At 35.8% G+C, this 22,089-nt stretch carries 22 protein-coding genes and 1 riboswitch; of the genes, 2 read left to right on the forward strand and 20 right to left on the reverse strand.

Annotated features, from left to right (window positions below; genetic code table 11):
• Window positions 1-250 precede the first annotated feature (250 nt).
• The 11 genes from NTHER_RS13205 to NTHER_RS13250 form a co-directional block, all read right to left on the reverse strand.
• Window positions 251-1,033 (reverse strand): ABC transporter ATP-binding protein, encoded by a 783-nt coding sequence (locus NTHER_RS13205; protein ID WP_202943853.1) that lies wholly within the window; start codon window positions 1,031-1,033, stop codon window positions 251-253.
• Window positions 1,024-2,127 (reverse strand): FecCD family ABC transporter permease, encoded by a 1,104-nt coding sequence (locus NTHER_RS13210; protein ID WP_012449012.1) that lies wholly within the window; start codon window positions 2,125-2,127, stop codon window positions 1,024-1,026. The genes NTHER_RS13205 and NTHER_RS13210 overlap by 10 nt, the downstream gene beginning before the upstream one ends.
• Entirely contained in the window at window positions 2,120-3,262 is a 1,143-nt protein-coding gene (locus NTHER_RS13215; RefSeq protein WP_012449013.1) for an ABC transporter substrate-binding protein, read from the reverse strand. The genes NTHER_RS13210 and NTHER_RS13215 overlap by 8 nt, the downstream gene beginning before the upstream one ends.
• 213 nt (window positions 3,263-3,475) lie before the next feature.
• A riboswitch (cobalamin riboswitch) is annotated at window positions 3,476-3,708 on the reverse strand.
• 71 nt (window positions 3,709-3,779) lie between these two features.
• The gene (locus NTHER_RS13220) at window positions 3,780-6,362 is read right to left on the reverse strand and encodes a right-handed parallel beta-helix repeat-containing protein (protein ID WP_238526192.1); all 2,583 of its coding nucleotides are present in this window, start codon (window positions 6,360-6,362) and stop codon (window positions 3,780-3,782) included.
• A gap of 263 nt (window positions 6,363-6,625) precedes the next feature.
• Window positions 6,626-7,150, reverse strand: coding sequence for a DUF5673 domain-containing protein (locus tag NTHER_RS13225; protein WP_012449015.1), 525 nt, complete (start codon window positions 7,148-7,150; stop codon window positions 6,626-6,628).
• A 75-nt stretch (window positions 7,151-7,225) separates the two neighbouring features.
• The gene (locus tag NTHER_RS13230) at window positions 7,226-7,657 is read right to left on the reverse strand and encodes a hypothetical protein (protein ID WP_012449016.1); all 432 of its coding nucleotides are present in this window, start codon (window positions 7,655-7,657) and stop codon (window positions 7,226-7,228) included.
• A gap of 64 nt (window positions 7,658-7,721) precedes the next feature.
• Window positions 7,722-8,117, reverse strand: a complete 396-nt coding sequence (locus NTHER_RS13235; protein ID WP_012449017.1) for a response regulator — start codon at window positions 8,115-8,117, stop codon at window positions 7,722-7,724.
• A 90-nt stretch (window positions 8,118-8,207) separates the two neighbouring features.
• Window positions 8,208-8,339: a cyclic lactone autoinducer peptide gene (locus tag NTHER_RS15710; RefSeq protein WP_012449018.1), complete on the reverse strand. Its 132-nt coding sequence runs from the start codon at window positions 8,337-8,339 to the stop codon at window positions 8,208-8,210.
• A 2-nt stretch (window positions 8,340-8,341) separates the two neighbouring features.
• Window positions 8,342-8,971, reverse strand: coding sequence for an accessory gene regulator ArgB-like protein (locus NTHER_RS13240; RefSeq protein WP_012449019.1), 630 nt, complete (start codon window positions 8,969-8,971; stop codon window positions 8,342-8,344).
• The gene (locus NTHER_RS13245) at window positions 8,952-9,824 is read right to left on the reverse strand and encodes a sensor histidine kinase (RefSeq protein ID WP_041367195.1); all 873 of its coding nucleotides are present in this window, start codon (window positions 9,822-9,824) and stop codon (window positions 8,952-8,954) included. Before NTHER_RS13245 ends, NTHER_RS13240 begins: the two co-directional genes overlap by 20 nt.
• 2 nt (window positions 9,825-9,826) lie before the next feature.
• Window positions 9,827-10,315: a hypothetical protein gene (locus tag NTHER_RS13250; protein WP_041367197.1), complete on the reverse strand. Its 489-nt coding sequence runs from the start codon at window positions 10,313-10,315 to the stop codon at window positions 9,827-9,829.
• Between the two features lie 357 nt (window positions 10,316-10,672).
• On the opposite strand from NTHER_RS13250, the gene NTHER_RS13255 reads away from it, so the two are divergent.
• On the forward strand, window positions 10,673-12,172 hold the full coding sequence (locus tag NTHER_RS13255; protein WP_012449020.1) for a hypothetical protein: 1,500 nt from the start codon (window positions 10,673-10,675) through the stop codon (window positions 12,170-12,172).
• Window positions 12,173-12,309: 137 nt separating this feature from the next.
• Here NTHER_RS13255 and NTHER_RS13260 read toward each other — a convergent pair whose 3' ends face one another.
• The 7 genes from NTHER_RS13260 to NTHER_RS13285 form a co-directional block, all read right to left on the reverse strand.
• Entirely contained in the window at window positions 12,310-13,713 is a 1,404-nt protein-coding gene (locus NTHER_RS13260) for an ABC transporter permease (protein WP_012449021.1), read from the reverse strand.
• Complete coding sequence (locus NTHER_RS13265) at window positions 13,706-15,763, reverse strand: COG1361 S-layer family protein (RefSeq protein WP_012449022.1); 2,058 nt, start codon at window positions 15,761-15,763, stop codon at window positions 13,706-13,708. Before NTHER_RS13265 ends, NTHER_RS13260 begins: the two co-directional genes overlap by 8 nt.
• 84 nt (window positions 15,764-15,847) lie before the next feature.
• On the reverse strand, window positions 15,848-16,573 hold the full coding sequence (locus NTHER_RS13270) for an ABC transporter ATP-binding protein (RefSeq protein WP_012449023.1): 726 nt from the start codon (window positions 16,571-16,573) through the stop codon (window positions 15,848-15,850).
• Between the two features lie 124 nt (window positions 16,574-16,697).
• Window positions 16,698-17,090 (reverse strand): LytR/AlgR family response regulator transcription factor, encoded by a 393-nt coding sequence (locus tag NTHER_RS13275; protein WP_012449024.1) that lies wholly within the window; start codon window positions 17,088-17,090, stop codon window positions 16,698-16,700.
• Window positions 17,091-17,119: 29 nt separating this feature from the next.
• Window positions 17,120-17,245, reverse strand: a complete 126-nt coding sequence (locus tag NTHER_RS15715; protein ID WP_012449025.1) for a cyclic lactone autoinducer peptide — start codon at window positions 17,243-17,245, stop codon at window positions 17,120-17,122.
• A complete protein-coding gene (locus tag NTHER_RS16545) occupies window positions 17,238-17,849 on the reverse strand; it encodes an accessory gene regulator B family protein (protein WP_083762818.1) in 612 nt (203 codons plus the stop codon). The genes NTHER_RS15715 and NTHER_RS16545 overlap by 8 nt, the downstream gene beginning before the upstream one ends.
• The gene (locus tag NTHER_RS13285; RefSeq protein WP_012449027.1) at window positions 17,842-18,717 is read right to left on the reverse strand and encodes a sensor histidine kinase; all 876 of its coding nucleotides are present in this window, start codon (window positions 18,715-18,717) and stop codon (window positions 17,842-17,844) included. The genes NTHER_RS16545 and NTHER_RS13285 overlap by 8 nt, the downstream gene beginning before the upstream one ends.
• A gap of 451 nt (window positions 18,718-19,168) precedes the next feature.
• Between NTHER_RS13285 and NTHER_RS13295 the strand changes: the two genes are divergently transcribed.
• Window positions 19,169-20,557 (forward strand): ISLre2-like element ISNth2 family transposase, encoded by a 1,389-nt coding sequence (locus NTHER_RS13295; protein ID WP_012447610.1) that lies wholly within the window; start codon window positions 19,169-19,171, stop codon window positions 20,555-20,557.
• Between the two features lie 23 nt (window positions 20,558-20,580).
• On the opposite strand, the gene NTHER_RS13300 is transcribed toward NTHER_RS13295, so the two are convergent.
• The gene (locus tag NTHER_RS13300; protein ID WP_158438292.1) at window positions 20,581-20,868 is read right to left on the reverse strand and encodes a hypothetical protein; all 288 of its coding nucleotides are present in this window, start codon (window positions 20,866-20,868) and stop codon (window positions 20,581-20,583) included.
• 222 nt (window positions 20,869-21,090) lie between these two features.
• Complete coding sequence (locus NTHER_RS13305; RefSeq protein ID WP_012449029.1) at window positions 21,091-22,023, reverse strand: glycine betaine ABC transporter substrate-binding protein; 933 nt, start codon at window positions 22,021-22,023, stop codon at window positions 21,091-21,093.
• Between the last annotated feature and the right edge of the window lie 66 nt (window positions 22,024-22,089).

A 22,089-nucleotide genomic window follows, 5' to 3' on the forward strand; every position in this document is an offset into this window, starting at 1 on the left:
ATTTTTGACATACTCCCACAGCTAAAGCAGTGGACTTTCTGCTCCTTTATATCGTATATAAATTGTAAAAAGTAAAAAACTGCTCCCAAAAAAGGAGCAGCTTATTGTCTAATTCTTATTATAGTTTAAGCTTTCTCATTTCCTGGACAACTCATTCACTGACAACCCGACTATTTCATATTTAATATATTTTAGTGATACAAAGATACTATTCCTTGGGCCTTTAGTCTTATTTTTAGTTCTAATACTTCTATCCGCCGTTAATAGGTTCCACTGGCAATACGTATATCCCACTGTTTGTGTTTATTATGCTTGTTTTCACTTCATAGGTAACAGCTAAATTTTCTTCAGTTAAAACTTCCGTGGGAGTGCCAGTAGCATAGATTTCCCCCTCTTTTAATAAAATTACCTTGTCAGAAAACCTGGCAGCCATGTGTAGATCATGGATTGCCATAACAATTGTACTTGTATTTTCCTTTGCGATTTTATTCACCAATTGTAAAACTTCCAATTGATTTTTTATATCCAGGTCACTAGTGGGTTCATCTAATAAGAAAATACCAGGTTCCTGAGCAAGGGCCCTGGCAAGTAGGACTTTTTGTTTTTGTCCACCACTGAGTTCATCTAAATATCTTTCAGAAAGGGATGTGAGTCCCAGCTGTGAAATTACCTGGCTTACAGTGTTCAAGTCTTTTGAGCTAACCTTCCAACCCATATGGGGTTTCCTTCCCATGAGTACAGTTTCGAATACAGTTAGTGGGAAAGCTTCTTTGGTAATTTGAGGCACATAACCCAGTATTTTGGCCATATTTTTTCTGTTCATCTTAAGTAATTCCTGTCCATCCACCATGACAGAACCTTTTTTAGGGGGTAGTACTTTATTGATACATTTAATTAAGGTTGTTTTTCCTGAGCCGTTTGGGCCTATTATGCTAGTAACTTGTCCTTCTGGGACCTGAAAGGTTACATCATCCAAAACGCTTCTGCTTCCATACGAAAATGTGATTCCTTCTGCCGATAGTTTCACTGCCACCAAACCTTTCTCTTTTTTAATAGTAGATATAAAAAGAAGGGAACCCCAAGTAATGAAGTAACTATTCCCACAGGTATTTCTGACGGAGCAATCATAGTTCTCGCCAGGGTATCGGCTGATAAAAGTAACAAAGCTCCCATGAAACAAGAAGTTGGCAGTAAAAATCGATAATCAGCTCCTACTATTATCCTGCTGATGTGAGGACCTACCAGACCCACAAAACCAATAATACCGGTAAAAGCTACAGCTACAGCAGCAATCAAAGATGAAAATATCAGACAAATTATCTTCATCCTTTTGACATCAACACCTAAACTTTTGGCTACTTCTTCTCCTCCACCTAAAACATTTAAATCCCAGGAATAACGTAATAAAATCACTATTGAAATCACCATTGGGATAAAGATAATTATAATATTAGTCCAGTTAGCTCCAATAATACTTCCCATTAACCAGTAAACCAGTTCCGGTAATTCATCGGAATCACTGATATATTTTAAAGCTGAAACCAGGGCTGAAAAGAAATAACCTATGGCTACACCTGCCAAAATCAAGGTTTCGGAAGTAGCCCCTTTCATACTAGAAATGATATAAATAAAAAACATGGTCAACATAGCGAAGACAAAGGCATTAGCAGGTATAAATAATTCATGATAACTGGATAACCCGCTTCCAAAAATTCCAACCTGCAGTACTATGGCTAAGGCAGCGCCAAAAGCAGCTCCACTGGAAAGCCCCAAGGTATAAGGACTTACCAGTGGATTTCTTAAAATCCCCTGCATCACTACGCCTGCTCCTGCCAAAGAAAATCCCGCCATCACTGCCAAAAGGACCCGAGGTAAACGCAGCTGTAATACTATGATTTTTTCTGTATTTGAAACTTCAGCTACTGCATCTGTACTTCTGATTGGTGAAGTTAAAATATTAAAAGCATCTACCGGGCCAACGGAAGAAGCTCCGTATGAAAGGGCTAATAGAGATACAATAAATAAAACAGTGATTAAACACAAAATTACCAAGATCTTTTTGTTTGTTGAAGATATGTAGGCCTGTTCAGGGTTTTGGATCTCTTGTTGCTGAATATTTCTACTCATGGGGATATACCCACACCCCTTGATATTCTAAACCGTAATATTCTTCTAGTAATTCCCTATGAATCTCTTTTGGTTCAACATCGTTAAATTGTTCTGGGTAAAACCACTTGGCCAAATAACTTAAACCGACTACACTTCGGGGGGATGTGTACAAATCAGTAGAAATACCAACTACCCTATCTTCATTTACAGCAGTCAGCTCATCCCAGCCGGGCCTGTCCACCATGGCGGCAAGTTCTTCAGTAATCTCATCATGGCTATCCTCTTCATATCCAATGGCTACGTTTCGATCTGATAAGTTTTTGACAATTACATCAGGGTCTTGCTCCAAAATCCATTCATCGCTAATAGTGACAGATGAACCAGGTTCATTGCCTGCCAAATTTACCCCTCCGGCTTTCAATAATGCCTGATGAGCACCGGAACCACTGGCATAAGCACTGTATTCTGCCTGGGTTTCCGAATAAACAGATACCTTGTCTTCATCTTCGATCTCGTCAATTCGATCTGTAATCAGTTGCATATGACCTTCAATAAAGTCTATATATTCTTCTGCTTGAGATTCTCGGTCCATAATCAAACCCATAGTTCTAATATCTTGTGTCAAAGTTTCAATTTTGTATCCATCTAGAAACACTACGGGTATGTCAGCAAGTTCAATCTGTTTTTTGATATCTTGATCCATGTATTGGCCAAAGCCAAATACTATGTCAGGATCTAGTTCAAGGATTTTTTCCGCATTTGGTGAAAAGACGCTTCCGACTTCGGGATACTCTTGGGCTTCAGGTGGAAATGTTATAGAGTCTGCCACACCGACGGTTTTGTCTTCTGATTCTAAAATGTAGAGTAATTCATTGATATTGGAATTAGCTACTACCACTTTTTCTGGAGGTGATGGTACTTCAACAGATCTACCTTCAGAATCCACTATTGTTATTTGTTCTTGTTGTTTTTCTTGTTCCTGTTGTTCTTTTTGGTCCTTTTCTTGTTGCTCCTTTTCTTGTTGCTCCTGATTTTCGCTCGCTTTTTCCTGGCTTACTTGATCCTCTTGTTGACCTTGGCAGCCTGTAATGCCTAGGGCCATCATCAAAGAAATTAATAAAATAGTAATTATGTAAGACAGTTCTTTTTTCAAAATCAACGCCTCCTCAAATTTTATTTTTTCTTAATTGGGACTTGAATTCTTTAAGTTAAATTTGTGTCAGGTAAAACATAAAAAAACCTCCTTTGCGTGAAAGGAGGTTAGTATTAGCCAGTCAGTTTATACCTATTTAGATAAATAATGATCTAAAAAATAATAGGCAAAATTATTAGCTTCCAGGCTTCACCTCCCCATCAACCGTAGTTCAAAGGTGAGCGAAGCTAGGCAGTTCTCCTGGCTTAGGTTCTTCAGCTATTTTCGCCTTCCCAGAACTCATGGAAATGTCGAAGCTCCATTACAGTTCCAGTGGCAGAGTGAAAATAGCCTCCCCCTTACAGTGGCGGGACCGCGTCGGACTTTCACCGAACTTCTCTTTTAAGCCTTTGATTGCAATTTAGTTACCAATTGGTTACAAAGGCACCTAGCTATTACTCGTATTTTGTTTTTAACTCAGTTAAAGAAAATTTTATCATAAGTAATATATGCTTGCAATGTTGATCTTTGTAGATCTTTATTCAACGAATTCGCCAACATCTTCAGGGACATTTCCACTAAAAGAGTTATCTTCCGTATTGGCTTTAGAATCGGGACTATAAAGAATTCCACTATCTTGATTATCGATAATTTCATTACTTAGAATATCCGCTTCAGATTCTCTATCAAGTAAAATACCTGTTTTTTCATGATCTTTGATAATATTATCTGTGATTTCACTAAATGTTTTGTGAAAAAGAACTAAGCCCGTCTTATTATTACTAATAACATTATCTTCAATTTTCAAGTCGGATTCATTTAAGGCATATATTCCTGTTCTTTTTTGACCTATAATATCGTTGCCTTCAATATTAAGTCCTTTTATATTGTGTACATGAACCCCGACACTATCATTTTCCCTAATTTCATTTTCAGTTACTCCTCCACCTGTAGATCTGTTTACGATAGAAATTCCCCCACCAGTTCTGGCATAGTTTCCAATGATTTCGTTTCCATCAATAGTTACCATGGCCCTATCAGCACGGATTGCACCTCCAGAACATTCGGCTTCATTCTCATTGATAGTGTTACTGTCTATCATGGCTTCTGAACCATCAATTAAAATGCCACCACCTATATCGAGCGATTCATTCTGATTGATATCATTATTTACTAAAGTGAGTTGCCGATCACTGTAAGAGGCGATGCCAGCTCCAAAATAACCTTCATTACGTGAAATGTCATTGTTTCTTAACTCAACATCATGATTGGAACTACTATAAACTCCACCACCATCACCACCTGAATAATTCTTGGTAATAGTATTATTTATAAGACTAAGCTCTACTTCATCCCTGGCAAAGACTCCTCCACCACTAGAGTAGGTACTGTTATCAGTAATAGTACTATCAGTAATAGTAAGTTTTGTATTGTCTTTAGCGTAAATTCCTGCCCCACCTAGTCTTTCGGTACTGTTGTTACTAATAGAGTTATTCTTGATATCCAGCTGTGATTGAGGACCAGCAAAAATTCCGCCATCAATGTTTCCTGTAATAATATTATTCTCTAGTAGGAGAGTGGAGCCGTCTTTAACCAAAATTCCACCACCTACATCATATTCCAAATTACCGATTTCGTAATTTTTCCCACTACCGCCAGTAATGGTAATACCTTGGATTGTTGCATCTTCTCCATTTGAAGCAGTTACTATGGGCCCAGTTCTTCCTCCATCAATTACAGTCTTTTGGACCTTTTCTTCGTTATGGGGGTCAAGGCCTGATATCGTAATATCTTTACCTTCAAGGTTGATATTTTCCTGATAGGTACCTGGAGAAATTTCGATTATGTCCCCTGATTGTGCCATTTCAATTGCTTTTTGAATAGAATCATACCTTTCCGGGCTTGTTGTACTATCTCCACCATCTTGACTGTATAGTTTTATCTTTGAACTACTAGAGTCTTGATCTTGGTTACTTTCAGATGTTAGTTCATCTTGATCTTCGTGTGATTCATCTTCATCTGATTGATCTTTATCTGTTTGATCTTTATCTGATTTTGTTTTCTCCTGTTCTTTCTCCCGTTCATCTTTTTGACTAGAAAAATCTTCAACCATGGGTGCTTCTTCTGCCCCTCCCGGATCAGTAATAATCATTAATAAAAACATTAGAACCACAACAACCACAACTGATAAGCTACCCAAGAGAATTTGATTAGTTTTTCTGGAGTTTTTTGACAACCGATAACCAATATATTCTTTTAGTTCTATTAATTTGCTTTTTAAAGTAGTTCCTAAATCATTAATTGCTGACTCTATAGAAGAGGTCAAGTCATCTATATTGCTACTTTCCTTCTCGTCTTTTTTGTCTAGATTTTCACTGTCACTGCTTTCAGCTAATCTACTGTGAGTCGCGGTTTCACTTTTGCTCGGCTTTTTATTTTCATTGTTTTCTTTTTCAATGTTTTCATGTCTGTGACTTTCATCTTGGTTTTCATGGGTTTCATGTTTAGTATTTGCAGAAGTTATATCAGTTGAGGTTGATTTATCTTTACTTTTATTTGTGACAAACTGAAACCAAATTCCAAAAGCTATAGTAATGGGATAGAGTAGTATTTGTAAGGCTATATTCAAACCAAATACTCCTGCTATTACACCTGCTACTGAAGAACCTCCTGAAATCCCTGTAGAAATGATTATCGAAGGTTTGACAAAATAAACAGCCACTATACCAAGAATTATTCCAAAAATCACGGATAGTTCAATCATTCCCCTGGTTAAGGCTAGAGCAATGAGCCCTGTTACTAAAGAAACTGACAAAAACACACCTAAAAAATACACTTTTAATGCTATGTAAGCACCAAAAATACCAAATAATATACCCACAACTACTGCTATTCCCGCCGCACCAGTAGAAGGTCCAACTGAGGCAAAGGTAATAGATGAACTTAACAAACCGCCCATCACAAAACCTGTAAAAGCAATCCACAGTTTAAATAATTTGTAACCAAACAGCCATACAGGTATTAACACTATTAGAGATAAAGCGGCAAAAACATTTTGAATATCAGACATTACATTATCTGTAGTTTCAAGTACATCGAAGAAACTAAACAATAGCTCCATTTCTTCCACTATAAGAACCCCCTTTAGATAACTCGCATAATCCGTTCAATTGAAAATTTTACAGTATCAACAACTCTATAAAACAGCACCTAAATAAAAAGCTGCTTCGTGAGAAGCAGCTTTTTATTATTATCCTTTATTTGGTTACTACCAAATGTGAGTTATACACAAGTAGTACAATTATCTATATTGGTAAAAATCCCTTGTGACTATAGCCCTATTTTTATAAATTGTTAGATTCGCCACATTTAGCATGTCTACTTTTAACCAAGGTTATCATCTAAAACTTGTTTTACTACCTTGGCATCATGCTTTTCTAAGGACCAGTTGATTTTTATTGGCTTTTTTGTAATGGGGTTCTTTCTAGTTGTGATTATTTCTAATACCTCGGACGAGCTCAATTCCTTTATTATTTGGTACGAGTTAATATCATCCCATTTTAATAAGTATGGCTTTAAAAACAGGCCTTTTTCCCTGATTTCACCGCTTCGCCAAATTAAATAGATCAATGCCAAAAAGAGAACAACATATAAACCTGTATCCATAACATCGTAAAAAGTAGTTTGAAAAACAGAATACTGGGAACCTTCGATATAAGAAATAAACCTTGTTATTGTTAAATAGCTTGCCAAACCCAAGGGAAATATAGCTATAAAAACCATACCAATCTTGTCCAGACCTGTTATAATACGCTTTCTTAAATCTCCAAGTTTTTTTATTCCTAAAGTTAAATAGATTATGTAGCCAATCACAATTAAATAAAATAATAGTATCATAACTGTGCTCAAACCATTGCACTCCTCTTCCCGATTAGTACTTACTGACTCGTTTACCGGATCGACAGTAAAATTGCTTGGACAATATTAATCTAGCTCTACAATATTTTTTAACTCATTAAATTGATCTGATGATATTTTTTTATAATCATCTTTCCTATTGATTATTACAGAATCTTCATCAAAGATTAGCTTTAACCTACTTGTCGAATACCCTTCGTGTTGTATCCATAATTCTTTATCGACTTCTTTTGAAGTTTCATTTGTTGTTTCATCTTTGAATTCTAGCTCCTCATAAAAATTTTTGTAGTCTTTGACCTGCTCTTTAGAACTTATAATTTCATATTCCATCATATCTTTATCTTCTAAATGAGTACCTACTCTCAGTTGTTTGATCTCTTCCTCTGGAGTAAGTGCTTCGTAAACGTCGGTTATCACTGGATATGCCAATATTAAAACTATGATTATCAACCCAAAAACTATGAATTTCTCCAATCCTGTCATTCCTTTGAATTTCAATTAATTAAGTACCTCCTATACTGTTTTGAGCTCAAAACTTAGATTTCTGCTTTTGATTATTTTTTTATGTTTGATTTTTATTTCTTATTTTTTCTACCAATTCATCAAGAATTATAAATAATTGTTCTTCTTTTATTGGTTTAACTAAATAATATACAGAATTACTGTCAAGTGACTGCAATGCGATTCCAGAATAAACTGTTATAAAAATAAATTCAATATCAGGTATACTTTTCTTAATCCTTTTGGCCGCATCTAAGTATGCATTATTGTTATTTTTATTTGTCAATTCTACATCAATCAAAGCTATATCAATATTACAATCTTTACATATTTCAATAGCTTCGCTTTCACTTGAAGTAGAATATACATTGTTAACGTATCTATTTTTCTTGACGAGTTTATGATAATATTTTTGAGTATAATAATCAACTTCTAAAATCAAAATATCCACATACATTGGGTATCATCCTCACTTGTTCTAATGTGCTGAATTTACTAAGCAAAAAACAAGGCGGTAATATAACCGCCCTGTTTACGTCTCATTTCCTCATCTAAAGTATTTTTTCAGTTTGGTAGGGACTTCGGGCTCATGTAAATAGTAAATACTTGCAGTACTAACTCCTAATAGAGCAACTAAACTAAGGACTTTAGCAATCACAACAAAGGCCTGTCTTTTCAAAATTATGCCTCCTTTCTTTCTTGATTATTTACTAATAATCTCATATCCAAATGACTTATTATCTTAAAGCTAGTTGAAGTTATTAAAAGGCTGGCAAAAGTACCGCTTAAAAGGGACAAATATCCATGTAATGGACTTACATAGTAAAACAATCCACCTGTGATCATTATCCAGGCAATGGAAACTATTTTAGGAAAGATATATGTTTTTTTGTAATCTTGATACCCCTTTTTGTCTTTATTCCAAACTGCCGGGGCATATTTTAATATCCAATAAATTGAAGTCGAAAACAATAGAGCAGAAATAAAAGCTATTCCTTTGATTGAAGTTGGGAGAAAATCTGCTACCCAAATAATCATAAGTATCATTACCAGGGTTGAGAACAAGCATTTTGTATAACATTGGAAGTGGGTGCCCCCTATCACTGTTCGCATTATCCCAAAAACTGCCATAACCAATATAAATTCAGGTAAAATTCCCAGTAATAACCCCACTGTTAAAAAGACTACCCCCTTGATAACTGCACCAATTATCACTTCAAGGGCATAGCTATATACTTCTATATCTTCTTGGTCTCGATTGAGTTCAGAACCCACTTTGTTTGCCAAAAGATTAGATAATCTTTTTATCATCACTAGTTTCCTCCTCACATAAAGGAAGGACTAATTCAAAGACTGTTTTAAATTCATTTGAGGTTATTTTTATTTCACCGTGATATTTATCGACAATTTCTTTAACTATATGTAATCCGTATCCTCTACCACTTCCCTTTGTTGAGTATCCCTGTTCAAAGATTTTAGATTTTTGCGAATCCGAAAGTTTAGGACCGCTATTTATAATTCTAATTATTTTGGAATCACTTTCTTCATCTTTTAAGAACTCAAGTCCTACATAACGCTTTGTTTTCTTTCTATTCATAACAGCTTCAAAAGAATTATTTAATAAATTTCCCACTATGGCATTTACATCCCATGACCTGATATTCCATGTGGAAATATCGTCTTTAAAGCCAAAATTAAAATTTATATTTTTATTCTTAGCTAATTTTTTCTGGGTGTTTAGGGTTACATTGAGAGCTGGATCCTCGACATATAAATACATATCAGTAGTCTTTTGATTTTCAGTAATCTCATTAAGATATTCTTCTGCCTCTTCGATTTCTCTTAAAGCTATCATAGCTTTAAGAGTTTGTAGATTTCTTTTATGTTCATGTGCCTGAACATTTAAAGCATCTATTAACATTTTAGTCTTTTCAACATAGTTTTGCAGATTTTCTATTTCTACTTCTTTTCTCAATTCTTGTCCGCGAATCCTTAAGAACCATAAGATGAGAAATGAAAAAATAATTACTAAAAAATTTATTGAAAGCAATAATAAACTATATGAATGAACATCAATTAAGGGGTGTATTTGAACAATGACACTGGTTACAATAGCTGCATTAATCAAAATTAAAAGAATTACATATGAATCAATTCGTTTCATATTCACTTCTCCCTAAAAAGTGATAAATCATTAATATTCATAACGTAAAACTTATAATAATCAATGGTAGCATACAGAACCCAAATTAATAAAATTAACAAAATATTCATTGGTATCACAAAATATGTATCAATTATTTCCTCAGAAGTTGAAATATCAAAGATAATAGAAAAAAGCACTACAATAAAACTTTCCAAGGGAACAATAATTATCTTGGCAGATAGAGTCGCAATAGCCGACTTATAAAAATCATATTTTAACAAAAATACGCTCAAAATTATTAAATTTATATGGGTTATTAAAGTATGAAATCCAGTAAATGGGGCTAGTATTCTTGCCAAAAGAAAAATCGGAAAATTAATTATTGCTATAAGTAAGGCTTTTTTAAGCTCTAGTTCTTCATTAAATAATTTGAATCCCAACTTTAAAATACCAACAACCAATGGTATACCCGCGATAATTGACACCATTTCCCATTGAAAAAACTCCAATTTAACCACCCTAATATTTTAAATTTCTGATTACTATGCCTTTTATATTTGTTACTTAAACATTTTCCCAGTTTCTCCCTCTTAGATATGCTGAATATCCAAGAATCCCTCTCTGAATAACCAAATCCCTTTAAATCTGTCAAATTCATCGCATTTATATCAATTAACGACACTTTTCCTTAGTTTTCGAAAAAAGTTTAATATTTTAAAGACCTTCAGTCCAGCAATCAGCAAAAAAGGATTCACTAATCCTCCAAAGAATGATAGGATAATATTGGTAGTATCTTTCCTAAAATTCTTCTCAAGAGTTGAATTGTTGCATTATTATTCACTAATTAATTTAGGAGGAGAAAATCAATGCAATTTAACATCAATCCGCGAGTGAAAAAGGTTTTATCAATAGTATTAGCGATTGTATTAGCCCTCGCTTCGAATTATTTCGCTGATTCTATATCGGAAAGAATTGGATACTATCAAAGTTACTACGAAAGAATGACAACTGATATGGTTCACGATTTTGATAACTTGGAAAGCGAGCTAGAAAAATTAAACGACAATATTACTAAGATCCTGTTATTTGAAGATAATAGTGCAGATAAACAGGATGAATATATCAATGATGACTTTACAAACGACTTTTTCACTTTATTTAATAGTATCTGTTTCATAGAAGAAAAAAAGATATATTTTGACCACAAAAATGTTTACAGTGATGTCAATTATAATATTAACCAAATTTTAGCAGATGATGAACTTTCACATTCTGACAGAGAATACCTAAAAAAATTATACAGCTACAATGATAAATTAATTCAGAAGCATCAAGAACTAATGAAAGAACTTTTCCCTAGAGGCAGCCGGGGTACTCACGCAATGTCTGAAGCCAGAGAAAAAATAGTAGGTAAAATCCATCAGTTTAGCAAAAAAGCTGACGAATTACTTGCAACTGAGGAGTTTAAAAAGCTACAAGATTTTACAGTGGACTTTGAGGCCATTGATTATGATAGAGCAAAACAGTTTAGTGAAGAGTTACTGTCCCTGGCAACAAATAAAACCATTAAAGATAGTCAAGAAAGCAAGTATTTCTATGAGTTTAAAAGTTTTGAAGGTGATCGGGACCGTCCCATTACAGGAGTTCAGATGGAGCATTCCACAGGGCATTCAAAGGATGATGATGACTACGATAACAACCATGCCCTTTACTATGTAAGGTATTATAAAGAAGGGGGAACAGTTAGATTATGGACTAGGCACTATCATTCACCCATTGATGAAGAAGCCGAAAAAACTGAAGCAGAGCTTGACGAACTTGCACAAAGACTCGTGTCTGATTTTAATGAAAATATTAGCAAATACGATAAAAAAATAGAGTATGATGAACAGGTAGGAGAAAACGATATAGACAGAATTACCTATTATTATATCGAAGAAAAAAACGGTTTTTATGATGAAAGTAGCAAGGTTGAGTTGACCTTACTATCCCATGGTCTTGTACGGGAATTGGAAGTGATGGATGCTGGTTACCAAGAGAAAGATGATGAAGGTGAAGAGGCAAATGTTGCTTTACATAATAAAAAGGACTCCAAAGAAGAGGAAGTTGGAGATCAAGAAATCGAAATTGAAGCAGTTGACAAAGAACTAGTTAAAGAGAGTATCAGTGAAAAATCGCAGACCGACAAGATCGACCACCACGTAGAAGTCAAAGATGTAATGGCAATTAAAAATATGGAAGGGGAATTAGAATACGAGGCTCATCTTAAATTTGATGAAAAAAATTATGCAGCTATTTTTGACGAAGAGTTGGATTTAAAAGAGTTCAAACGTGATTTACGAAAATACAACAATCTGGACAACTAACGCCCAATCAAAATATGATAAAGTAAATAAAGCCTAGATCCGGGGACACGTTCAGTTAATAGCATACCCGGGTCTAGGCTTTTTATTTCCTACTCTACCAATCTTATTATTTTACTAAATGATACAGAAATCCAGCTTTATTCATTACGAATTGCCACTATAGGGCTGAGCTTAATGGCTCTCATGGCCGGATAAAGGCCGGAAATCAATCCTATTAATATTGCAAACCCTAGAGCAAATAAAGCTAACCAGACTGGGATAATGGAGATCTGCACTGATTCAGCAGCCGGGTCGGCAACAGGCATGATTCCCCCTTCAACAAATCTTCCGGCAAACTGATTTAGCAAATGGGATGCACCGTAACTTACAGCCAGGCCAATCACTCCACCAAAAAAACCTATCAGAGAAGCTTCTGTAAGGAACATAGCCCTAATATCAGAAGCAGAAGCCCCAATAACTTTTATTACTCCAATTTCCTTGGTCCGCTCGTAAATTGACATGACCATAGTATTGGTAATACTCAAGGCTGCAACTAGGAGTGTGATTCCTCCAATTCCTCCCAAAATAGCTTGAATAGTACGTGAGGTGTTTTCCACTCCTTCCAGGGCATCTGAAGCGGAATAAGCATTGTATCCCATATCCCGCAAATTATCTGATAGTTCCCGGGCACTTTCTATACTGTCGGCTCTAATTTTTATCGAATCATATTCTTTTTCCTGGTCTCGCTGCTGCCTGCTTTGCTGCTGAGCGGCGCCTTGCCCCCCCATAGCAGCTGTTTCCTGCCGGGCATCCTCAATCCCTTCATAAACAAAGTCTCGAATCCGATCTATATCTTCTAAAGAGGCATATACTTGTGAGGATCTCTGCATACTCTCGTCATCTAAAATTCCAACAACAAAAAAGTTGTGCCTTTGCTGCCTTTCACGGTCAGCCCGATTGTGGAATGTAACCTGAACACTTTCTTCTAATAGTTCAGTTGGCTCACGTTCTTCATGGCCACCAGTTGAACCAGGGGCTCCAGGTCCTTGCTCTACCCTGGGATCGCGAAAAGTATTAATTACCTGGGGACCAGCCACGACGGTATAACTTTCCTCCGCTCGAGGAAGCCGACCATCTTGTAAGCTGAACTCCAGTTCTTCCATGGTTTCAACGTCGACTCCAACCATGCGAAAATGTCCTTCTTCCCTGCCCATCTGAGCTTCACCCCTAACTTCATAGGTGGGTGAAACTGCACTAACTCCCGGCATGGATTTAAATTTTTCCACAGCTTCTTCGTCAAGCCCCACTTCTTCTTGAGATGTGCTTTCTGCAGCTTCGGGATTTTCCGGATCATGATGCATACCTGGATTGACCTGAATAATATTAAGATCACCCCAGCGTGCCATACTTTCTTCCATACTGGCTTGAAGACCTATTCCCAGGGAAATCATAACCACAATAGATGCAGTCCCAATGACCACCCCCATACAGGTCAATATGGTACGCACTTTACGTCTCCAAAGATTTTTATTGGCTAAAATGAGCAGATCTGCCTTACGCATCCAGCATCTCCTCTTCTTCCTTTTTTCTACGTCCTCGGCGATATACAAAAAACGCTACAACACCGATGACCGCTAGTAGTGGTATGATTACCATAGGACTCCAGAAAGAGTCCATACTGCCACCTTTTTCGTCGGGTCTTGGGGGTTTTTCTTTCATATCTTCTGGCGGTTCCGGTGGTGGTTCTACCGCCATCTCAAATTCTTCAGTAATTTCCACCTCTTCATTTCGATGGTCAAGATATGAAAATACAAGCTCACCTTCTAAGATCCCCTCTTCATCGGGTATAATAGTTCCTTGGTAAAAGTCACTAGTATCCTGTTCTAAGTTACCTACATAATATGATGCTTGCTCTTTGGGAAAGTCTCCTTCCAGCGTTACTGTGAAATTACTTAGATCTACTTTACCTGAGTTGACAAATTCTGCATTGATAGTTGCCGGCTCTCCCACGTGGGCAGTTGGAGGCGTTTCTACTGACAATACATCAAAACGGCTTTCTTGAGTAACAGAAATGTTAACATACTCCGTTTCCGTGTATGACTCGGCGTTTTGGTCCTCATATTCTAGTTCGACAGGTACAGTGTAGGTACGAGCTTCGGCCCCCGGGTCTACATATAACCCGATTTCTTGCTCAACATGGGATCTACCTTGAATATTACGAATATAAAAGCTATTACTTCCCTGTACAGGGGAAAAGACAGTTCCACCGCTTCCGCCTTCTTCCCCAATATCTGGAGGATTAATGGAAGCTTTAATATTTTGTATAGGTCTGTCATGGGTATTTTCAATTAATAAAGATAATGAAAATTCATTCCCGGCCTGAATTTCTCTAGGATCCAAAGTATATTCACTAATAAGTACTTTTGGTTCACCATCTGTCACTAGGCCTTCATCCACTTCAGTTTTAGCTATCCCTATTTGCTCCGAGGCTTTTGGACGGTCATTTCCATAAGCGTCCTGGTATTCCATCTCCACTTGTAGATCTAATACCTCGTTATCTGAAGGCGGAGTAATACCTAGTTCATATTCAAGCTCTTTTTCCTCTTCTCCCTCTAGTGATAAAATATTTTTTACATTGGATGTTCCAATAGTTCTAACATGATCTCCTGTTAGAGATATTCTGATGTCCTGGGCTTCTTGTTCTCCCAGGTTTTCTACTGTTACTAATCCTTTATACTCTCCTTCTTCTGTTCCATCTTCTATTTCAAAAGAATCCACCGTTAAAACTGGGAGAGACTCTGCTTCGGGAGTTTCTAAAGGAAGATTTACTGATAAGGTTTCAGAACTTTCTCCTGTTTCGTGTCTTTGATCATAAGCAATGTCTAATTCTATACGATTGCTTTCTCTATCTTCCTTTGGTTTTAATTGAAAAGTGATTTGTTCTTGGTCACCACTTTCTAACGTTTCAACTAAACGTCTATTGCTTACATCAACAAGGTTAAAGTTCTCCAGTTCATTAAGTTCAATATTCAAGTTATTTGCATCCACAGCACCCTTGTTTTTTAGCTTTATAGTTGTCTGAAAATCCTCACCTATTTGTGGTGCATCAGGTTCTATAATCACATCTTCCATATCTATAACTGGTTTGAGATTTTCATATCCTACATCAATTGTCAAAGTAGCTGAACCACTTGAACTGGATTCAAAAAGGACATTTTGACTTTTTAAGTTAATGGAAAGTTGATAGCTCTTTGATTCTGCATCTTCACTTACTGCTACTGGAATAGTAAGGCTTCTTGTTTCTCCTGGTCCAATCTCATTCAGATCTGGTTCGTCGTGGTCAGGTTGAGAGTCACGAGTAAAATAAGTTCTTGTAGTTCCTGGTGAATCAACCTCCGCAAATACGTTTCTTGCTTTATGTTCTCCTTCGTTTTTTATAACTAGCTTAATATAAAAACTTTCACCTGCTATAGCACTCCCAGGTTCCACGTCTTCGATCATTAAGACTGGACTAGGAATGTCATCATCCCCCTCCTGTGCCCAAACTAAGCTAGGTGATACAAAAAGAGTTACTGAAATTAAAAAAGCGCATATTGATACAATCTTTTTCAAGAAAATACTCCCCTTCCCTTTTTTGAGATTAGATATTTAAATTAAATAGATAAATTCTATTAAAATTCCTTCATTTAAAAACCTCTAATTACTATAAATATCCGTAATATAGCCATCTACCATTTCCACTACCCTGTCACCATAGGTTGCCACTTCGGTATCATGGGTTACCATAAGCATGGTCTGGCCATTTTCCCTAATTATATTTAATAATAAAGCTAATATTTCTTTTGTTGTCCTAGTATCTAAGTTACCTGTTGGTTCATCGGCAAAAATCACCCTTGGATTGTTAATTAAAGCTCTTGCTATAGCTACTCGCTGACGCTGTCCACCACTCAACTCTCCAGGGCGATGGAGCAGCCTGTCTCCTAATCCTAGCTGCTTTAAAAAAGTTTTCCCCCTCTTCTCCCTCTCCTTCGGTGAAACTCCCTCAAAAACTAAGGGCATCACGGCATTTTCCAAGGCAGTTAATGAGGGTACCAAATTATACAACTGAAAGATAAATCCAATATATCGACGACGCAAAAGAGTCATTTGTCGTTCTGATAACTGGTTAAGCTTATACTTATCGATAAACAGTTCACCTTTAGTGGGACGCTCTAGTCCAGCGGCAATGTTCAATAAAGTAGTTTTCCCACTACCAGAAGTACCGAGGACAACCACAATTTCCCCGGGTTCAACCTCCAGGTCGACTCCGCTTAAGGCAGAAACGATTTGATTGCCCATTCTATATTTCTTAATCACATTTCGAGCAGCTATCATCGTGTTATTATCATTTTGATTATTTATAGTAGCAGTTGCAGAATTCAAATCAGCTCATCCCCCTTATCAAACACTTACAATATATTCTAACACAAGTTTTATTTACCAGAAATATACCCCTTGGCTAGAATTTTAGCCAAGGGGTACTCTTGATTCCCTGTCCTTATCATAATTAGTCTCCAGTATTGTTTTGACTTTGACTATTGAAATGAGCGATTTCCGTAATGATTTCTAAAAGTTTGTGTTCATCAATAGGCTTGATTAAATACTCATAGGGCTTAACAGTACTTGATTCTGTAAAATATGTATTATGAGCTGTCACAAAAATAAATTCAATCTCTGGCACAGCTTGTTTCACCAATTCGGCTGCCTCTAATCCGCTGTTAACCTTGCCATATAACTCCACATCTACAATTGCAATATGAAATTCATTAGATTTTGCATATTTTACTGCATATTCTGGGGCAGTAGTTACCACTACTTGCCCGACATATTCGCTCCTAGATATCAATACTTTTAGAAATTTCTGTGTATACGGTTCATCTTCTAGGATCAAAATATTCATCAACAAAGCTCACACATCCTTGTTTGAATTTAGTTAGTAAATTTGGATGGTGTTTTGGGTTCGTGCATTAGACCAAGGCTAGCTGTGCTAACTCCTAATAGAGCAACTAATTTTAATAAGATTGCCACATTTGTTAAAATTTTAGATTTAAGCATTTTTTACCCTCCTTTTATTTAATAAATTTTTAAAATACCTTATAATTTTATAAGGCCAAGACATGATAAGTATATAAGCACTGCCACAAGATAGCAGACTTAGCCAGCCATAAATATACTCCCGTTGAAAAAGTTGAATAGATATGCCAGTCCAAACAATTAATAATATAAAAGCAAATCGCTTTTTGTTTTGTTCATTAATCAATTTATGATTAACCGTGACAGGAACTATCTTATAATTTAAGTATAATCCTAAGCTGATTAATATTAGCAATCCAAGGGTAAATAGTATTTGGGACGAGGGCATAAACTTGGAGAAAGTAGCTAGCCCTAAAAAGAGCAAAAGGCTTATCAAAAGACATACCCAGAAATTTTCAGAGTGATGCCCTCCTATAACTAACCTAAAGCATCCAAACGCAAGAAAAAATATCAAGAGTTCTATGATCATGTGGAAAACAAAGGCAGCTGAAAAGAAAACCAAACCCTTAATTATAAAGCCCAGTATCAGCTGAAAAGCATAGGAGTAAACTTCTGCTTCCTGTTCATTTTGATTTAGATTGGATGCTAATAACTCCGCTAATTTATCAGAAATCTGTTCAAGCAGTTTTCAACTCCCCTTTCCCAGGGAATTTGATAGAAAAGACGGTTTTTGAAGAGTCAGATTTAATTTCAATTGTTCCTCGGTTATTTTTGACCACCCTATTGACTATGTAAAGTCCGTAGCCGCTACTGACAGTTTTTTTAGAAGTATAGCCCGGTTCAAATATTTTTTCCTGTTTTGGTTTGGAAATTTTAGGACCATTATTGATTGCATTAATTAAGTATAAACCATTATCCGGATCTTCTAATAGTTCAATAGCAACGTACTTTTTCTCATTATCATTATTTCTAGATACGGCCTCGAAAGAATTATCTATTAGATTACATATAATAGAATTCAAGTCCCAAGGATTAATACCCCATTTTGTAATATCACTTTTTATGCCAATATTAAAATTAATGTCTTTTTCTTCTGCTACTTTTTTCTGGGCATTCAAACTCAAGTTTAATACTGGTTCCTTTACATATAAATAACTGCCACCTTCGCTTTTTTTGGAGTTATTTTTGGCTATCTCGTTAATATATTTTTTGGCATCGGTAATTTCATCTAAATTCAGCATAGATTGAATAACTTGTAAATGCCTCTTATGCTCATGGGTTTTTGAGTTAAGGGTATTAATGATTTTCTTTGTTTTATCCACATAGTGTTTCAAGCTCTCATTTTCTACTTCTTTTTTGGCTAACTCGGTATACGACTTCAAAAATAACAGGATTAAAAAAGTAAAAATGATGACAAACACACTAGCCGCCAATAACAAAAGGTTATATTCTGTGGAAGGTGACAAATAATAAAGATAGTTCAAGAAAAAAATTACAATATATGTATTTATCAATATCAGGGTTACCAAAATGATATTTCTTGTTTTTAACAAGATTACTCTCTCCAATCTTTCCGATGTGAAGTTTTATTTGAAATGGCATATTAATCTAACTAGATTACACCGAACTAGTCTTGATTTGCCTCTTTTGAAAGGTCAATTACATATAATTGCTTTTGTGAAATAAACTTGTAGATGAAATATAATATCGATAATATTAAAATTAGGTAAATTAAATAAAATTGAATACCCAAAATTTCTGAATGATCTATTAATTCAGTGATACTAACCCCCCACATAATACTTAAAATAGTGATTAAAAAGGGCTCTAAAACATTAAAAATCAAAACCCCAATAAAAAAACCTAAAAAGCTTACGTTATTGTAAAATTACTGTAGGATTTTTTGGAGAAAGCAGGAAGGAAAGGAAGCAAAAAAGAAGAGGAACCTCACATTCTCCGCACGAGAATGAAGTATACCCAAAAAAGTAAGGAGTGAGGTTCCTCATGGAAATAATTCAACTTGTAGAAGAAAAAATCCTTCAAGTTTCAGAAAAAGTGTTAAATGTTTTAGACGGAGAAATAGAGTACGATACATTCACAAAGCTACTAAAAGAAGAGCTAGACGGTTTAGGTAGTGATATTCTTAAAGAAGTACTAGAAGCATTGGATGCCCAAATAAAAGAAAATAGAAGAGATCGTAAAGGTTGGGTCGTAGAAAGGAAAGCTGACCCCAAGAGTATCTTAACCCCATTTGGTGATATGGTATACAACCGAACATATTATAAAAATAAAGAAACAGGTGAATATAAATATCTAGCTGATGAAAAAGCTGGCATAACCTCACATATGCGAGTAGATTCTACTTTAAAATCAGATATAGCTGATGCAGCCACTAAGGTGTCGTATGAGAAAGCGACAGAAGAAGTGAGTAGGTTTAACCAAGACCTAAAATTAAGTAAACAGACAGTAGCCAATACAGTGAAAGAATTTGAATTAGAACCTCTAGAGCAACCAGAAGAAAAGAAAAAAGTATCAAACCTTTACATAGAGGCAGATGAAGATCATTTGTCTATGCAAACTTCGAAGAGATCTGAAACAAAGCTAATTTATGTCCATGAAGGAATAAAAGGTAAAAAACGTAGATCTCTTAAAAATTGTCAACATTTCACAACAATAACTGAATCCCCGGATAAATTTTGGTTAACAGTATGTGACTATATCGAATCACATTATGACACAAAGGACACAAATATTTTCATATCAGGAGATGGGGCTAAATGGATCCGAGTAGGTGAAGAATATATCCCAAATGCGACATATATATTGGATAAATTTCATCTATCCAAATACATAATAGCAGCTACCGGTCATGCCCCAAAGCTAAGGAGACAGATATATAAGAACATTAAAAACCTAGATCAAGAAGCAGTATTTGAAAATTTACAAGAAGCACTTACAAAGGCAGATACAGAAGCTAGACAGAAACGCATAATGGCAACAATTAAATATATTAAAAACAACTGGGATGGCATAGAGGCATCAGTAAACCACCCTGAAGTAGGTTGTAGTGCTGAAGGCCATGTAAGCCATATTTTAGCATCAAGAATGAGTAGTCGACCAATGGCCTGGAGTGAAAAAGGCGCAACTAAAATGGCCGAGATGTTGGCTACAAAAGCTAATGGAAAATCAGTAAAAGAAGCTTACTTATCCACAAAAGGTCGTCAAGAAGCTGAAATAGTTAACCTACAGAACCAAATAAAACAAGAACTAAAAAAACTTACAACTAAAAAGAAACTAGGAAAAGCCAACAATGGCAATGTACCTTTGATGAATGGAAAGTACAACTTAACAAGAACGGCTATAAAAGGGTTGAACAGGAAACAGATTATCTAGGAGAATTAAGGTTTCTTTTTAACCTACAGTGGCTTGACACGATCAAAGCTTACATATGGCTTGAAGTTAAAAATCAAATATGTTATTAGAGTAATTGCTATCACAAATATCAGGGAGTGCAGTGCATGAAAGATATCCAAGGATCGGACCAAGACTAAAATTGGTGCACCTATTAGTGCAATAATAACTGCTCTTTTTTTAGAAATATCTACATTAATCAATTTAAAACCAACCTGAGTCATAGCAAAAATTTCAAATAAACCAATAAAAAGAGGTATTAAAATCTCAGATATTCCTATGTCTAAATTCATCATTTTTTATCACCTATTTTTGAAATTATTTTAAACTTGTCAGTTTAAGCCCTCCTGTAATAATTTGACAAAAGTTGCTAAATTCCTTTAATTATTTGACATTCTTTGAAATTTTAATATAAAAAGCCGCCAGATCAAAATCTGACGGCTTTTTAAAATTTGAATTGTTTATACTAGCTTATACTAATTAACCGAATTGGGGATATAGGATTAAGATATAAGTTACTGAACCCATTCGTCAACTATATCTTGATTGTCTTCAATCCATTCAATAGATGACCCCATTTCGTCCCCTGAATCGTCGATCATGCCCATAAGCTCTCCAAGTTCTTCATCACCTACATAGAAGTTTTCCAGAAATTCTACAACTTCAGGTGCATCGTCTTCGAAGCCTGCTCTTGAAAGTGCTTCGATATATTCGGCTTCACCATACACACCTTCAGGATCCTCTAAGAATTCTAGTTCCCAATCCCCGAATTTCCAGTGGGGTGTCCATCCCGTAACAACTACCCATTCTTCATCTTCTATGGCGCTTCTCAATTCAGTTACCATGGAAGCTTCACTACTAGCCATTAAATCAAAATCAGCCAAGCTGTCGTAAACTTCTAAAGCCTCATCTGTTGTTTGCATAATTCCAGCACCTGAATCAATACCTACAATTTGACCATCAAATTTTTCATGGTGTTCACCCATTTCATCAATGCTGTCAATGTCAACATATTCTGGTACTACTAAACCAATTCTAGCTCCTTCATACACTGTACTAATTTTGTCTATTTCATCACCGTATTCTTCATAGTATTCTGCGTGAGTAACAGGAAACCAACCTGCTATGTTTAAGTCTTGATTGCCATTTGCCATGTCTGTGTATATCATACCGAGCTCGGCCTGAGTAAGTTCCACATCATAGCCCATTTCTTGTTCTAGGATCGCTGCAACTAAATATGACTTAGCTGTAGCACATGCCCAGTCTCCATGGGCAATTTTAATCTCTTCTTGTCCTTGTGGTTCTTCTTGTTCTTCCGCTGCTTCGTTTTCCTCCTCAGTTTCACCATTTTCCCCTGCTGGTTCTTCTACTCCTTCTTCACAACCAGAAATCAAAGCAGTACTGAAAACTAAGGTTAAAGCTAAAATGATAACCATGAACCTTTTCATGTTAACTAGACCCTCCTGTTTGTTATGTTTTTTTACCAGGTGTTATTATAATTGTTAATACCTGGC

The sequence above is a fragment of the Natranaerobius thermophilus JW/NM-WN-LF genome (genome assembly GCF_000020005.1).
Classification (GTDB): Bacteria; Bacillota; Natranaerobiia; order Natranaerobiales; family Natranaerobiaceae; genus Natranaerobius; species Natranaerobius thermophilus.